Consider the following 16,289-nt stretch of genomic DNA (forward strand, 5'->3'; position numbering starts at 1 on the left):
CTATAATGTCGAACACGTTCCGAATTTCTCTGCTTACCGCTACTGTACTGTTCTCTGCTTCTGCACTCTCTGCCCTGCCGCAGGGCTATCCTGCTGAGTATCAAAAAGTTGTTGATGCCGCCACGAAAGAGGGCAAGGTTGTCATCTATTCCACCACCGACATCAAAGCTGCCGGACCGCTGATCCAGGGCTTCGAAAAAACCTACCCGGGCATTAAAGTCGAATACAACGACATGAACAGCACCGAGCTGTACAACCGTTTCATCAGCGAACAGGCTTCCGGCGGCGTGAGCGGTGACGTGGTCTGGAGCTCCTCGATGGACACCGGCCTGAAGCTCGCCACCGACTACGCCATGGAGTATAAATCACCGGAGCAAAGCCAGCTGCCGAAATGGGCGGTCTGGAAAGATAAGGCCTACGGCACCACCTATGAGCCGGTGGTCTTTATCTACAACAAGCGTCTGATCCCGGCCGGTGACGTGCCGGATTCTCACGCAGCGCTGGCGAAGCTGATTGCCAGCCAGACGGACAAATTCAAGAACAAAGTCACCACCTATGACATCGAAAAATCGGGTCTGGGCTTTATGCTCTCAGTGCAGGATCACAACGCCGATCCAAACTACTTTAAGACCCTGGCCGACGTCGCCAAAGGGGGCCTGTCGGTGCAGTCGTCTACCGGCACCATGATGGAGCGCGTCTCCTCCGGTGAAAACCTGATTGGCTTCAATATCCTCGGTTCCTATGCGGAAGCACGTGCGAAGAACGATCCGTCGCTCGGCATCTCCTATCCAAAAGATTACACCCTGGTGCTGTCGCGCGTGTCGTTCATCAGCCAGCAGGCGCAAAACGGCAATGCCGCGAAGCTGTGGCTGGACTACGTGCTGTCTGAACAAGGGCAAAACATTCTGGCCAATCAGGCGGACATTCCCTCCATTCGTAACGATATCGAAGGCAAGAATGATATCGACGGCCTGACAAAAATCCTCGGCAACGCGCTGAAGCCGATCCCGGTTGATGAAACGCTGCTGGAATACCTGCAGCCGAAAAAACGCCTCGAGTACATCAAAGAGTGGCGTACCGCCGCCGGTAAATAAGCATCTGGGCGCGGTGCTGGTCGCCGCGCTTCCTTATCGACTGAGTTCGTTTTTCTGGGCTGCAATACCAGGGATACTCCATGAATACATTACGCAGAAAGTGGCAAAGCCTGCCGCGAGGCATCGTCGTGCTGATAACCGCCCTGGTTATCTACACGCCGCTGTCATTTATCGTGATACAGAGCTTCCTGTCCGCGCCGTTCTTTTCGCCGTCAAAAGAGTGGAGCTTTGAATCATTTGATTTTATTTTCACCGACCCTGATTTTTATAAGGCCCTGAAAAGCGGCTTTATTCTGGCTTTCGGGCTGGTCTTTATCTCTATTCCGCTGGGCGGCGTGCTGGCGTTTCTGATGGTGCGTACCGACCTGCCCGGCCGCCGGTTGATTGAGCCGCTGATCCTGGTGCCGATTTTCGTTTCACCGATGGTGCTGGGCTTCGGCTACGTGGTGGCCGCCGGTCCGGTGGGCTTTCTCTCCCAGTGGGCAGAGGCGCTGATTGGCTTTGTGCCGTGGAACATCTACGACATGTCGAGCATTGTGGTCATCGCTGGCCTGACGCACGTCCCGCACGCCTATCTGTATATCTCGTCAGCGCTGCGCAGCGTGGGCTCCGACGTGGAAGAAGCCGCGCGCACCGCGGGCGCGTCGCCCTGGCAGGTGATGACCTCCGTCAGCCTGCCGATGGTGCGCCCGTCCATTCTGTACGCCACCGTGCTGCTGTTCTTCCTCGGGCTGGAAGTGTTCGGCCTGATGCTGGTCCTCGGCGACCCTGAAGGCAACATGGTGCTGGCGACCTATCTCTATAAGCTGACGAACAAGATGGGCACCCCATCTTATAACCTGATGGCGGCGGTTGCCGTGGTGCTGATCTGCATCACCATCCCGCTGGTGATGCTCCAGCGTCGACTGATGCGTACCGCCAACCGCTTCGTCACCATGAAGGGCAAGGCCTCGCAGGCCCGCGCGCTACCGCTGGGTAAATGGCGCTGGGTGGCTGGCGGAGTGATTGCCTTCTGGCTCACCGTCACCATCGGTGTTCCGCTGCTCGGCGTGGTATTGCGCGCGTTTATCTCCAACTGGGGCGTGGGCGTTTCGCTGTGGGACGAGCTTTCTCTGAACACCTTCCGCACCATCTGGGCGCAGCCCAACCTGCTGCGCGCCATCGTCAACTCCATGGCGATTGGCGTCATTGGCGGCGCGCTGGCCGTGGTGTGCTACCTGTTTGTCGGCATTGCCATGCACCGCAAGCCTGATAACACCACGCGTTTCCTGGACTACAGCGTGCTGGTGCCGCGCGCCGTGCCTGGCCTGCTGGCGGGTCTGGCCTTCCTGTGGGTGTTCCTGTTCCTGCCGATGTGGCTGGATAACTCGCTGAAATCCGGCTGGCTTTCCGGGTTCGCCTGGACCGACTGGATGCGTGAAAACGTCATCGTCTGGCTGCGTTCGCTGCGCAGCACCATTTTCAGCGTCTGGCTGGCCTATACCGTGGTGTGGATGGCTTACGGGCTGAGGCTCATCTCTTCCACGCTGCTGCAGGTAGGGCCGGAGCTTGAAGAGGCGGCGCGCAGCACCGGAGCGACGCGCGGGCAGATCACCCGCCACGTCACCATCCCGCTCTCCCGCTACGGTCTTATCGGTTCGTGGCTGCTGATGTTCCTGATCTTTGAGCGCGAATACTCAACGGGTGTGTACCTGCTTTCACCCGGCACGGAAACCATCGGCTCGATGCTGGTTTCCCTCTGGGCCGCGGGTGCCATCGATATCGTGGCGGCGCTCTCTTTCATTAACATCCTGCTGGTCGTGGTAGGTCTGGGCATTGCCCTTCGTTTCGGAGTGAAAATACATGATTGAATTAGCGGTTGACGATCTGCACTTAACCTACGGCGACAATCCTGTTTTAAAAGGTGTCTCCATGAACCTGAAGCGCGGCGAAGTGGTCTCCCTGTTAGGCCCCTCCGGCAGCGGTAAAACCACCCTGCTCCGCGCCGTCGCGGGTCTGGAAAAACCGACCCAGGGGTCGATTGTGATTGGCAACAATAAAGTTTACGACGGCACGCCGCGCAGCGAGGTCCCGGCGGAAGAGCGTAACCTGGGGCTGGTGTTCCAGTCCTATGCCCTGTGGCCACACAAAACCGTGTTTGAGAACGTGGCCTATCCGCTCAAGCTGCGCAAAGTGCCGGCCAAAGAGATCCAGCAGCGCGTGCAGGACGTGCTGGACCAGCTGGGCCTGGGCCATCTTGGCAAACGTCACCCGCACCAGCTCTCCGGTGGACAGCAGCAGCGCGTGGCGATTGGCCGCGCGCTGGTGTACAACCCGCCGGTGATTTTGCTGGACGAGCCGCTTTCCAACCTCGATGCCAAGCTGCGCGAAGAGGCCCGCGTGTTCCTGCGCGAGCTGATTATCAAGCTCGGGCTGTCCGCGTTGATGGTGACGCACGACCAGAACGAAGCGATGTCCATTTCCGACCGTATCCTGCTGCTCAATAACGGCAAAATTGAGCAACAGGGCACGCCGCAGGAGATGTACGGCTCGCCGAAAACGCTGTTTACCGCCGAGTTTATGGGCAGCAACAACCGCCTGCACGGCAAGGTCACCGAAGTGCGCGACGGCAGAGCGCGTATCGAAGGCAAAGGCTGGGTGCTGTGGGGCCAGGCCGGTGAAGGCGTACAGAGCGGTAATGACGCCACGGCGGTGATCCGCGTCGAGCGCGTGGCGGTGGTCGAGGGGCCAGGGGAAAATCAGCTTGAGCTACCGCTGCTCACCAGCATGTACCTTGGCGACCGCTGGGAGTACCTGTTCCGCACGGTGGGGGATGATTTTGTGATCCGCGCGTATGGGCATGAGGTTCGGGATCCGCAGCACTGCCATCTTTCGCTGCCGGAGAAGCATGTTTGGGTGTTCCCGAAAGGATGATGAGTCAATAATTAATCTGCCATGGCCCGGTAGCGATTCGCTTACCGGGTCTACAAAACAAAGAAATGCGCAGATGCCAGGATAGATGGCGCTAGCCATTATTGTTAAGGCATTCTGACTAAAATAGCCAACTGACACTTCTTTCCGTCCGTACGTATAACGGGTTAAGACTCCATATCAAAATGTTATTACAGAGCATATAAAGAAAATTTATGCGCCATATCCAGCATTTTTGAAAACTAATTGAACATGCTCCGTCAGACCAACAAGATCTTCATAGGCGATTGGGCCAAAATCAGGATAATGGTTTTCAATATACTCGTTAACATCTTCCATACCTTCACTGACTCTGAGATTCTTAACAAATGTAGGCAAAATACGATGATTAACACCAGTACCATACTCTTTCGGATGATGGGTCATACACCACTCAACTTTACCTTTATATGATTGAATCGCATCTTCCAGTAAGGCGATAACTTCTGGAATCTCTTTTTCAAAACGAAAACTGGTATAAGGAGGATACTTAGAGCGATCAATTTTTTCAAAATGGTCATTTATCCATTCATCTTCAATACGGCTCTGATAATGTAACCACTCCAGTTTTCCAAGAGAACCAATGAAGTCCAACAAGATTGTTTCTTTCTTACCTATCGGAAACATTATTTTACCCCTGTAATTTATCAGAGATCGTAACACTTCCCTGATTTATAGATTTGATATGTTTTTCCCAATCTCCTTTAGGAATTGGTTTTAAGGACACTCTTGGATCGTAAACATACTGACCATCGGTATAAACCTGATGGAATGCTTGTTCATGTACAATTTTTCCATTTTCATACACATTTAAGTTGTACTGAGTCGTCGGCCTTGCTTCAATAATTTTCCCGTGCCCGCCAGCTGCATTGAGAAGTTTAGGTGCGATATCTGAGCAATCCGTACAATCTGTATTGCCTATCCAGGCAATAAACTTAGGTTCGTTCATTTTTTCAATAACACTCTGATTGGCTGGATAACCGGGATTTTCAGGGCGAACATTTTCAAGACCGGGGATCTTCTCGTTCTGATAGAAAAGATCATCCAGTGAAGGAGAATCCGGAACCGGCGTAGTTGTCGTCCAGCCATTATTGTTTGACGCTCCATCACCGTTGGTGTTACCAGTATGATTTATCCCTCCGGTTGCTACGCTATTATTCCCTGTGTTGGAGGGCACGTTTCCAGTTACAGTCTGGTCGCCACCAGTGTTTGATGGTCCCGGTTTGATGACCTGCGTACCACCAGTACTGGTGATCGTCTTACCTGTCAGGGACTCATAGGCCGCTTTCTGAGCATTATTTAACTGACTGAGCTGGGAAGGATCATTGAGCGAGGCCACATAGATCAGATGCAACTGCTCATCTTATGACAATGTATCCATTGCTGATGTGGATGCACCAATGCCCAGTAAAGCACCCAGACCACTAGCAACCAGGCGATCACGGCAAGCAGAAATTTTCAGACATCCCTGTGCAGCCAGTTTACCGCCCTGTATAACGACACCCAGCGAGTTATTCTCAACCTCCACCTTCGCCGTTTCCGACGCCATTGCCGCCATGGAGACACTGCCATCCGTCACCGCAGCGCCCGCCAGACCACCCGCGATACTCACCAGGCTACTGACCAGCCGTTTCTCCTCTGCTGTCAGGTCACTGGATTTTTCATCTCCATACAGCGCACTCACCAGATGGTCGGTCATCGCCGAGGCCGTGATGGCACCCATGGCACCGGCCTTCAGGCCATCCGCAGTACTCCCGCCACTCAGCTGCGTCAGCGCTGCAGCCACAATACCGTGCAGCGCGGCACGGGCTGTCGGGTCTTTCTGCTCCTTGACCAGGGTCGCCAGAAGAGGGGCCGCTGCCGCGCCTGCCTTCAGGTTACCGCCAAGCGCACCTGCCAGTAATCCCGCCGCTGCGCTGCCCTTCGTCCAGAAATCACTTCCCGGACCGTACTCTGTATTCTGATATCCGGGCTGCGTCTTCAGGAATGCTTCCTGCTCCTGCAGGGTATCGCCCTGCAGTTTTCCTTCTGACGCCAGCTTCGCGCCCAGCGCCGCATTGGATTCCCGCGCTTTCTGCTCCGCATACTTGCCGTAAGCATCCAGCGCAGAGGTGGCCAGCGCCGCGCCTTCGCTCTGTCCCGACTTCCCTAAAGATAGTCAAAGTACGGTGGTTCACATCCAGTTAGATGTACCTTAAAGCTTGTCATCTCATTGCATCGCATATACTTTAGCCTTAGCCATAGTTCTTCCATCAGCCCTTGGTTATTCAATGTTTTTCGGAAAGAATTGCGGCGCAAAAAATCCCGCCAAAGATGGGCGGGACAAAATATAATCATTTGCCGGTCTACTCTGCTGAGTGTTGGATTTTAATTCTAGATATCACTCACTTATAACGGCTCTTTTCCAATCATCATCTTTTGAGTTCCGCCACGCACACCACCCTAAAGGGAGGTCTGCTAATATGGTAATAGAATGGTCAATGTTAACTATCTCTTGCAGACTAACTAAAACAGCATCATTTTCATTGACTGAATCAGAACTAATCACATGGAATTGCCAAGCCCCATCGTCACTGTCATGGGAAACATAAGCTATCCACTCTCCTGAGCTAATAATTTTTCTATTTGCAATAACAGCCATGTTTGGTGGCTCCGCAAACTTCCATACTGTATTATCCATTATTGACTACCTCACTTATTCGATTTTTGTCTGTTTTGTTCTCGAGACAAAATCTGAGCGTTTCCATAACTATTTGTACCTTGTCCAAGAGCTGAGTCAGCAGGATTTCCAGGCACAATATGATCGATTTGAGCTTCATTCAACGGAGGGGTTACTCCTGACTGGCTTTTTTTCGGCATGACTAATTCTTGACCATCAAGGTCTGAACGTAAAACCCCGCCATTACTATTCATATTTTGTTGATAAATATTAGTTTTTTGAGCGCGTGTAAAATTCTTACCAGGTCCAACTGTCGGTGAATCCTTTAAATTTGAATAAGGGCCACGAATCGGAACTGCCCCAATGCCAAGACCAGCAGTTCCAGGAAGCGGCTTGCCATCTTCGTCAAACAACACTCCAGACCTAGCAATATTATAGGCTTTTGGGAGGCGGTCTACATGCTCTTTCTCCAGCTCCTCCTCATCATGTCCAGGGCCCAGCGAGTTATTCTCCACAACAACTCGATCCGACACGATTATTAAGAACGAACAGGCATTTTCCCTGTACAGTCAGCAGGTTAAAACCTACTCTCGCAGGCGCGCTTTAGTGCTGTCAATATTTTGCCCCGACGCACCTTTTTTTCCTCACACCATTACCTTGCGAGAGCAAGCTACTTTTTCTCACGTACCTATTTTATTGATTTTCAATATATCTTTTCTTAATTCATTATCAATATCTGAAGTGTTTATTTTATTTATAATCATCTTAGCCTGTTCAAAACAATCCATATGACCTTTTAGATCCTCTACTTTTACTGTTGCCAGAGCTGCAATGAGTTCACCATCGTAATATTCTCCCGCCAATGGGTCTTCCTCCAATACTTGTAATACTCTTGGCATTAGCTGGTCGATAAAGAGATTCTGACGAATAGCACGACAAAGATCTTCTACGGACAGCTCTTCTATTGGTATATCAATGACACGTTCAAACCATTGTTCAAGCGATGATTTCTGAACAGAATCAGGTTTTAAATTTATTTTTCCTATCAACTTACGGAAAGTAATCATATCCCATGTCCTTTCAAGGCTGATTCAATTTTATTGATAGCATCTGTTGCGCGACCATATGCTGCTTGAGCTTCAGGATTATTAACATTTTTCAATGTGTCTGCATGATTCCTTAAGCCCCTGAGGGTATTTTGCATTTCCTGCATGTGATCCCAATATCCACCGCTTTCCTTAGGTACAGGGTTACCATCCATATCCTTAAGAGTTCCTGTGATATCATGATCTTTTAAAGCATTTTTTATAGTGTTATCGATCTTCTTGATAGCACTTTCTTGCTTTTGATTGAGTTTATCAACAGGCTTACTTTCTTGTTTTTCATGATCATCTTCTGGTGGAGTCGGAGAGCCTGACCCAGCTCCACCATATTCAGCCTTCTCGTTATCCGTCATGTTGCCGGCAACGTTGGGTTTCGATTCCTGATTTGAATCATCCGAAGAACATGCACGCCCAAAGCTACACTGAGTGGCTTTATCAACTGCATCAAACAGATCATCCACAGCTGACGCTATTTTGTCATTGGCGTTTTTGGTGACCTGATCTCCCGGGCTTACCGGAACCCCGGGAACAGGCACCGGAACCGGAGGTGCTACACCCAGCGAGTTATTCTCAACCTCCACCTTCGCCGTTTCCGACGCCATCGCCGCCATGGAGACGCTGCCATCCGTCACCGCAGCGCCTGCCAGCCCACCCGCGATACTCACCAGGCTACTGACCAGCCGTTTTTCCTCTGGCGTCAGGTCACTGGATTTTTTATCTCCATACAGCGCACTCACCAGATGGTCGGTCATCGCCGAGGCCGTAATGGCTCCTATGGCACCAGCCTTCAGGCCATCCGCACTGCTACCGCCACTCAGCTGCGTCAGCGCCGCAGCCACAATACCGTGCAGCGCGGCACGGGCTGTCGGGTCTTTCTGCTCCTTGACCAGGGTCGCCAGCAGAGGGGCCGCCCCCACTGCCGCGCCTGCCTTCAGGTTACCGCCAAGCGCACCTGCCAGTAATCCCGCAGCTGCGCTACCCTTCGTCCAGAAGGCACTACCCGGACCGTACTCGGTATTCTGATATCCGGGCTGCGTCTTCAGGTACGCTTCCTGCTCCTGAGGCGTATCGCCCTGCAGTTTTCCTTCTGACGCCAGCTTCGCGCCCAGCGCCGCATTGGATTCCCGCGCTTTCTGCTCTGCATACTTGCCGTAAGCATCCAGCGCAGAGGTGGCCAGCGCCGCGCCTTCGCTCTGGACCGCCAGGTTATCCCTGACCTTCTGCACATCACCGCTCACGTCCACGCCGTGGTGGGCATCAGCCGTATCACGGCTCAGGTCAGCAATATCCTGTTTCTGTCCCGCCGGGTTGCGAATGACAATGCTACCGCCACTCACCGCTGATGAGGTCGTGCCGGTGTGGCTATCTTCTGCCTGGCCCGTACCGATGGCCGGTGCCAGGTTGCGGTTTTCACCGTTTCCGCTGCCACCCGCGCTGCCGGAAAGCGCCACCGTGTAGCCGTTGCCGCTGGTCTGGCTCTCGTTGTGGAGATTACTGAAACCCAGCGTACCGGTGTCGAGACTATTTTTATCTGCAGACGCCGTGGATGCAATCACCGCGCCGTCGAGCTGGGTATGATGTGCCGTGGTGACGGCAATATCGCCCCACGCGTTCAGCAGCATATCGCCGCCGGAGGCCAGGTTCGCCCCGGTAACGGTGATGTTTTTCCCCGCCTCAAGGGACAGACCATCCTGCGCGGTAATCGACGCCGTATTGCCCAGAAGAGTCTCTTTAAGGCCGATGTTGAGGTTGCTGATGCTGTTCTGGCTGTCGAGCGTCAGGCTGTTTTTCGCCAGCAGCGAGCTGCCGCTGTTGGTGATGTCGCCGCCCGCCTGGATGACGGCGCGGTAGATTGCACCTGCCTGCGATTCAGTATTATGGCCCGTCAACGTAAGGGTAAGTTTCTTACTGCCAGGGCTCGTTGTTCTAATTTCAAAATCGGAACTCATTACAGATGCAGTTTTAATGCACTGCTGCGCATGGCTGACGCTCCTGTATGCTTTTCCCACGCATCACCATGCATCACCATGCATCACTCACGCTCTGTTCCGCATTATCATGCATGCCCGTACACAGGGGCGCATGAATACGCATCGATAAATAAAACGATACCAGAGGAAATATATATATTGCGATATAACCGTGACAGTAAGATTATTTCTGCCGACCTATGAAAGGGATTCAAAGGGCAGCCCTTTGGCACGCGAATGTGCATACAGTCGGTAACGTGCCTTCCTATTTTTTTGCTGACAGCAGAGATGGCACATTAAGTTGCACTAAATTGCATTAAGTTTCATTAAATTGAATTACAGGTCAGTTTAATTGCATTAAAATTATTTAAATTACCCTAATTTTCTTTAAGTTGCATTGCCCCGACTGAAGTACTGGACCATGAACAACGCGAGGGGTCATTGATAGTATTTTTCCGGTCTATCAAACTCGCTGAATATTCAGTTTCGGGGAGTAGTCCGGCGACTCCTTCGCGAGTCATGCGGGAGTCACCACCTTAAAATACACGACTCTCCTGACGACTCACCACCATATAACATCATGATTTAATAGCAGATAGTTGTGAGTGGCTCTACAGCGAGTCACTGGCGAGTCGTCACAGAGTCGCAGACGACTCTGATTAACACATTAAAAATTTTCATTTTGCAATTTAAAAAACTAACGTACTGTTTTTAAATACTAATCAGCAAAAAGTTCGTTTTGCGTGGGGTGTGGGGATTTTGAGGTAAGAAGCAGGCTATCGTTAAATAGCCTGCCGGGAAGGGTTAACGTATTTATGTCAGAGTTGCGGAGCAAAAAACCACCAACTATGGGCGGAATTCTTGTTAATCATCTTATTAATGTACTCCATTGAACTGATACATAAGGCTTTAACCTAATCTCCATTCGCGTTACGGTTTCTCCTAAATTGATATCAGATGACAGATATTCACCTTTTGTTTCGTTCTTGATTTCAAAATAGTTAACACCTTCGCTAAGATGTTGAGATATTTTCTCACCATTAACTTCAATTATGGTTTGGATCCACCCTTCTAAAGCTGCATATGAGAAAATTAATTTCACACCATTACTATCTGTATATTCATATCCATAGTGATGATCTATTTCATTAGAAAAAAAAGGTTCACTTTCAAAAAACGAAAGGAGATCTATAGGATCTGGAAGATTTTCGATAAAAATCATTTTTTGCCATCCTTCGGTATTGTTGTTATGAATCGACGAGAACCATCATCCATTATTTGGAATGATGTTTCTAACTTGGCAGCCTTACCTGATGGCCCCATTAGCAATGACTCTCTAATTTCAAACCTACCGAATTTATTAGTATAAACATTTATAATATTGCCTGGTGTTTTAGGAACCTGAGAAATATGTTCCATTATCAACTTGGCCCCTACATCATCTAAAGGAATACCAAGACGATACATTGATTGAGCCAATTGAGTCGAACGGGGGGTGTTATGAGCACTACTATTGACCTCTCCAAATAGAAATTTAAGCTTGTCTTGTTCTATGATGACATTGCTTTTTGAAGCCTGTTGATCAAGCACCGAATAATTTTGTTTTGAATTAAGGTTAGCTGTACTTTTCGAGTTCTGAGCAATTTTTTCTAATGCTTCTTTTTCAGCCGAAATTTTCCCAGCATTAACAGTACCTTCAGGAACTTTTTTGCCAGGCAATATAATACTAGCCAGTATTCCCCCAGTTGCTTCCAAGGAAGCCTGGTTTCCGCCCCATGCTCCAGTCAGCGTATTAGCAACAGCGTACCAGGTATCACTTTTCATCAGCGCCTTAACGCTGTCTGCTACCGCCTGATTTTTCCCGGCCAGGTCGCTCATCGCCTTGCTGCAGTAGCTGTCGCCCGCAGCACAGGAAGCCAGTGCCATTGCCGCATCAGCGGCGTAGTCCGCCGAGCCTAGTGCTGCATCACCGGTATCAGCGAGAGCATTGATAATACCATTCGCGATGGCAGAGGTTGCACCTTCGCCCAGCTTGTCTCTTACCTGATTTTTCAGGGATTCAGCAGTCTGTTTTGCCGCTTCGCGAGCCCGGTCACCACTCAGCGAGTTATTCTCAACCTCCACCTTCGCCGTTTCCGACGCCGTCGCCGCCATGGAGACACTACCATCCGTCACTGCAGCGCCCGCCAGACCACCCGCGATACTCACGAGGCTACTGACCAGCCGTTTCTCCTCTGGCGTCAGGTCACTGGATTTTTTATCTCCATACAGCGCACTGACCAGATGGTCGGTCATCGCCGAGGCCGTAATGGCTCCTATGGCACCAGCCTTCAGGCCATCAGCACTGCTCCCGCCACTCAGCTGCGTCAGCGCCGCCGCCACAATACCGTGCAGCGCGGCACGGGCTGTCGGGTCTTTCTGCTCCTTGACCAGGGTCGCCAGCAGAGGGGCCGCCCCTGCTGCCGCCCCTGCCTTCAGGTTACCGCCAAACGCACCTGCCAGTAATCCCGCCGCTGCGCTTCCCTTAGTCCAGAAGGCACTCCCCGGACCGTACTCGGTATTCTGATATCCGGGCTGCGTCTTCAGGTACGCTTCCTGCTCCTGCGGGGTATCGCCCTGCAGTTTTCCTTCTGACGCCAGCTTCGCGCCCAGCGCCGCATTGGATTCCCGCGCTTTCTGCTCCGCATACTTGCCGTAAGCATCCAGCGCAGAGGTAGCCAGGGCCGCGCCTTCGCTCTGGACCGCCAGGTTATCCCTGACCTTCTGCACATCGCCGCTCACGTCCACGCCGTGGTGGGCGTCAGCCGTATCACGGCTCAGGTCAGCAATATCCTGTTTCTGTCCCGCCGGGTTACGAATGACAATGCTACCGCCACTCACCGCTGATGAGGTCGTCCCTGTGTGGCTCTCTTCTGCCTGGCCCGTACCGATGGCCGGTGCCAGGTTGCGGTTTTCACCGTTTCCGCTGCCGCCCGCGCTGCCGGAAAGCGCCACCGTGTAGCCGTTGCCGCTGGTCTGGCTCTCGTTGTGGAGATTACTGAAACCCAGCGTACCGGTGTCGAGACTATTTTTATCTGCAGACGCCGTGGATGCAATCACCGCGCCGTCAAGCTGGGTATGATTTCCGGTGGTGACAGCAAAACCGCCCTGGCCTGCGAATATCCCGCTCTGTTCAACAACGCTCTTACCATTCTGGGTGATATTCTCACCCGATGCACTGACGCTACCGGAAGAGGCACCATAACACAGTGGCGGTATGCACAGACTGAGGGACGCGCCTGACGAAGACTGCTTGCTGTCATAACTGGCTGTATCCTGCACGCTGCTGATGGTGAGATCGCGTCCGGTATTCACCACCACACGGTTACCTTCCAGCTCCGCACCTTTCAGGATGGTGTCGCGTCCGCTGTTCACCGTAAGCTGTTCATCAGCATGGACAACGCTGTTCGTATTGCGCTGTGACTGGCTGTTTTCCTTACCCTTATGCTGTGACGCTCCCAGCTCCACCGAGATGCCGTTTTGCGCACCAATCAGGCTCACACCGACACCGACGCTGAACTGGCTGCCGCTGTTTTTACTCTCAGAGCGGGTTGTGTTCTGGGAGGCAGACAGCAGAATATCCCGTCCCGCATCCAGCGCCACGTGTTTACCCGCGATCTGTACCCCCGTGCCGGCAATGTCATTTCCGGCATGGACAGAGACATTCTCACCGGCAGTAATGGTGGTGCCCTGCGTGTCCGTACTGTTGTAACGACTGTCCTGAGAGGACGTCCCCGCCGTTAAAGACACTTTAGCCTTGATGAGCGACGAGTCCGACATAGCGCCCTGCGCCGCGGTTGCCGCCGACTGACCTGTTCTGATGGCGGTCAGCCTCGGGTCATCGCCGTTTTCTGCGCTGCGGGCAGCCGTCTCAGCGGCTTTTGCAGCCTCAACAGCCCAGCCGCCAGCAGATGCAGTCACACCATACTGGGCGCTGCTGCTGTGGTTTTCACCGTCACGGGTATCCCGGCTCACCCCCATGAGGACATTTTCGCCACTGAGTGACACCGATTTACCGGCACGGATATCCGTACCTGACAGGGAGAGATCGTTACCGGCCTGCGCGACAAGGTTACCGTTTTTACTGCTTAGCTGGCTGCGCAATCCGTTTTCGAGGCTGCTATCTTCCCGACTGCTGTTTTTTTCATGACGGTAGCCTGCCGTGGCGCTGTAACCATCGCCGCCCAGCGTTCCCAGCAATTTGCTGCTGCCGCTGCTCTCACTGAGTGATGTGTCGCGTCCGGCAGAAACGGAGATATCCCCATTTGTGGCTGACAGCAGAAGATCGTCCGTGGCGGTCATCCGGCTGCCGCTGATATTCACGCTGCCGTCACGACTGTTAACGTAAATATCTGAGCCCTGAATGACCGACGCGTTTTGTGTAGTCCGGTTGCCACTACTGTTGCTCTCTGCCTTGCTCATCCCGCCCGGCAGGAGCTGATTGCCGTGGGAACCCCCACCCGCGATGGCGCGAACAGCACTTCCGGCGCTCAGGGCGCTCGAAAGATTCCAGCCGCTATTTTTCGTGCTGCTGCCGTATTTCTCGCTGTCTGTGGACGTAGTGATATCAACGTCGCGTTTCGCATCGAGGATCACCGTTTCACCGGCCTTAGCCTGGCTCCCGGCAATCAGGATATTGCCGCTGTTGCTGCCTCCCTGTTTACCGGTGGCAGTCATCTGGATATTGCCTGCGGCGGCAAGATGGCTGCCGCTGTTAAACTCGCCCTCGTAGTGCGACTCAGAGGAAGCCCGGGTGCGTCCTGCGGCAATGGCCATCATCTGCCCTGGTCCGTCAAGCGCGAGCGCACCGCCTTCCGCCCCCAGCCCCTTCACTTTATCGACGGTGCTGTTGCCACTGTTGCCCTTACCACGAACGATATCGCGCACGTTACGCACAGTGTCTTCAAATGGCGCTTTCACACTGACGGTGACGCCAGACGATTTGGACTCCTGCTTCATGGACTCAGTGGTCGTATCCCGTCCAGGAAGGATGGCGATGCTGTCGCCAGTGATATCGATATGGCCGGTTTTACGGGAGGAATCATCCTTCGCTCTTCCGGCAACCACGTCTGCCGCGCTCAACTGGACGTCATTTCCGGCGCTGATAATGACATTACCACCAGTAGTGCCCACCGTGCTGCGGGCATCGCTCTGCGTCGTGTTTGCCCCCTGTCGTGTGGTTTTTGAAGACTGCGACCCGATGGTGATACCCAATCCCGACCCGCTGGAGAAAACGCCAGATTTCTTCGTTTTCTTCATGTCGTAGAACGTGTCGGTGTTGGTTGCTGCCTCCACGATCAGATCATTTCCAGCCTTCAGTGCCACATCGCGCTCAGCGGCAACCGATGAGCCCTGCACCGTCAGGTTGTTACCAGCCCGGAGAGCAACGTTGTCGCCGGAAAGCTGCGTACCTTTCTCACGCGTATGCGTTTCTTCGTGGATGGTGTGAGTGGTTTTCTTGCTGAGGAATCCACCGGATGTCTTTTTCTCCTCCCGGTATGCATAGTCACTTTCCGTCGCAGTGGAAAGGGTGATATCCCGCCCGGCGGCCACGGCTGTATCGCCTGCGGCATAGACATCTGCTGCCTGCGCCGTTACATCACGTCCGGCGACAACAGTCACATTCCCACCCGCAGTGATGTCGGTTCCCGACTGGCGCACCGATTCGTTAATAACGGTTTTCTTGCCTGACCTATAGCTGTCGCCCTGCGTGGTCTCTTCCGCAGCCAGATTCACGTCGCGCCCCGCCTGCAGCCCGACGCTTTTCTCCGCCGCCAGCGCGGCGGCCTGAGCGTTGATATCCTGCCCGGCCTTCAGGACCAGGTTATCGCCTGCGGAAATCGTGGTGCGGTCGAGCCCGGTGCTGTGGGATTCGCTTTTCCCTTTCCGGCGGCTTTCGCTGGTCTGTGCCGCGTTCAGATTGAGATCGTTGCCCGCGCTCAGCCCCGCGCTGCCGCCCGCCTTCAGGTCGCTGGCGGTCACGTCAAGGTTGTGCCCGGTATTCACCAGCAGGTTGCCGCCCGCGGTGACGTTACTGCCCTGATACGTGACGGACGAACGGCTGGTTTTCGCCCGGCTGGAGCTGAATGCGTCGTTGATCTGATTCGCGTTGACGGCAATATCGCCCCACGCGTTCAGCAGCATATCGCCGCCGGAGGCCAGGTTCGCCCCGGTGACGGTAATGTTTTTCCCCGCCTCAAGCGACAGGCCATCCTGCGCGGTAATAGACGCCGTGTTGCCCAGCAGGGTGTCTTTCAGGCCGATCTTGCCGTACTTCCCTCCGGCGTTGATATCAATCTGCTCAACCTGGGTCAGGTTGTTGATGCTGCCGTCCAGGCTCTCCAGCGCGACCGTTTTGCCGCTGATGGTGGAGCTGATGTTATTGATATCGCCGATGGCGCTCAGGTTCAGGTCGCCGCCCGCTTTCATCAGGCCGTTGTTGAGGTTGCTGATGCTGTTCTGGCTGTCGAGCGTC

At 53.3% G+C, this 16,289-nt stretch carries 11 protein-coding genes and 2 pseudogenes; 3 read left to right on the plus strand and 10 right to left on the minus strand.

Annotated features, from left to right (window positions below):
* The first annotated feature begins 5 nt into the window (after nt 1–5).
* From AC0TNG_RS04010 to AC0TNG_RS04020, 3 genes are all read left to right on the plus strand, one after another.
* Complete coding sequence (locus AC0TNG_RS04010; RefSeq protein WP_090418548.1) at nt 6–1,094, plus strand: ABC transporter substrate-binding protein; 1,089 nt, start codon at nt 6–8, stop codon at nt 1,092–1,094.
* An 80-nt stretch (nt 1,095–1,174) separates the two neighbouring features.
* Complete coding sequence (locus tag AC0TNG_RS04015; RefSeq protein ID WP_008499693.1) at nt 1,175–2,944, plus strand: ABC transporter permease; 1,770 nt, start codon at nt 1,175–1,177, stop codon at nt 2,942–2,944.
* Entirely contained in the window at nt 2,937–4,007 is a 1,071-nt protein-coding gene (locus AC0TNG_RS04020; RefSeq protein WP_039265500.1) for an ABC transporter ATP-binding protein, read from the plus strand. The genes AC0TNG_RS04015 and AC0TNG_RS04020 overlap by 8 nt, the downstream gene beginning before the upstream one ends.
* A 210-nt stretch (nt 4,008–4,217) precedes the next feature.
* Here the strand turns inward: AC0TNG_RS04020 and AC0TNG_RS04025 are convergent, their stop codons facing one another.
* From AC0TNG_RS04025 to AC0TNG_RS04070, 10 genes and pseudogenes are all read right to left on the minus strand, one after another.
* On the minus strand, nt 4,218–4,670 hold the full coding sequence (locus tag AC0TNG_RS04025) for a hypothetical protein (RefSeq protein ID WP_473713312.1): 453 nt from the start codon (nt 4,668–4,670) through the stop codon (nt 4,218–4,220).
* 4 nt (nt 4,671–4,674) lie between these two features.
* The gene (locus AC0TNG_RS04030; protein WP_254783046.1) at nt 4,675–5,397 is read right to left on the minus strand and encodes an adhesin; all 723 of its coding nucleotides are present in this window, start codon (nt 5,395–5,397) and stop codon (nt 4,675–4,677) included.
* A 9-nt stretch (nt 5,398–5,406) separates the two neighbouring features.
* On the minus strand, nt 5,407–5,829 hold the full coding sequence (locus AC0TNG_RS04035; protein WP_061714514.1) for a VENN motif pre-toxin domain-containing protein: 423 nt from the start codon (nt 5,827–5,829) through the stop codon (nt 5,407–5,409).
* Nucleotides 5,830–6,423: 594 nt separating this feature from the next.
* Complete coding sequence (locus tag AC0TNG_RS04040) at nt 6,424–6,723, minus strand: hypothetical protein (RefSeq protein ID WP_024909326.1); 300 nt, start codon at nt 6,721–6,723, stop codon at nt 6,424–6,426.
* An 11-nt stretch (nt 6,724–6,734) separates the two neighbouring features.
* On the minus strand, nt 6,735–7,217 hold the full coding sequence (locus AC0TNG_RS04045; protein WP_155267947.1) for an HNH endonuclease family protein: 483 nt from the start codon (nt 7,215–7,217) through the stop codon (nt 6,735–6,737).
* 165 nt (nt 7,218–7,382) lie between these two features.
* The gene (locus tag AC0TNG_RS04050; protein ID WP_024909327.1) at nt 7,383–7,769 is read right to left on the minus strand and encodes a contact-dependent growth inhibition system immunity protein; all 387 of its coding nucleotides are present in this window, start codon (nt 7,767–7,769) and stop codon (nt 7,383–7,385) included.
* Nucleotides 7,766–8,194: pseudogene (locus AC0TNG_RS04055) on the minus strand (ShlA/HecA/FhaA protein); the annotation flags it as partial. The pseudogene AC0TNG_RS04055 and the gene AC0TNG_RS04050, both read right to left, overlap by 4 nt.
* 177 nt (nt 8,195–8,371) lie before the next feature.
* Nucleotides 8,372–9,754, minus strand: a pseudogene (locus AC0TNG_RS04060) (VENN motif pre-toxin domain-containing protein); the annotation flags it as partial.
* An 889-nt stretch (nt 9,755–10,643) separates the two neighbouring features.
* On the minus strand, nt 10,644–10,997 hold the full coding sequence (locus AC0TNG_RS04065; RefSeq protein WP_050597753.1) for a hypothetical protein: 354 nt from the start codon (nt 10,995–10,997) through the stop codon (nt 10,644–10,646).
* A partial coding sequence (locus AC0TNG_RS04070) for a hemagglutinin repeat-containing protein (RefSeq protein WP_473713313.1) occupies nt 10,994–16,289 on the minus strand: 5,296 nt, incomplete at its 5' end. The genes AC0TNG_RS04065 and AC0TNG_RS04070, both read right to left, overlap by 4 nt.

It is taken from the genome of Enterobacter sp. PL_is514 (assembly GCF_055816715.1).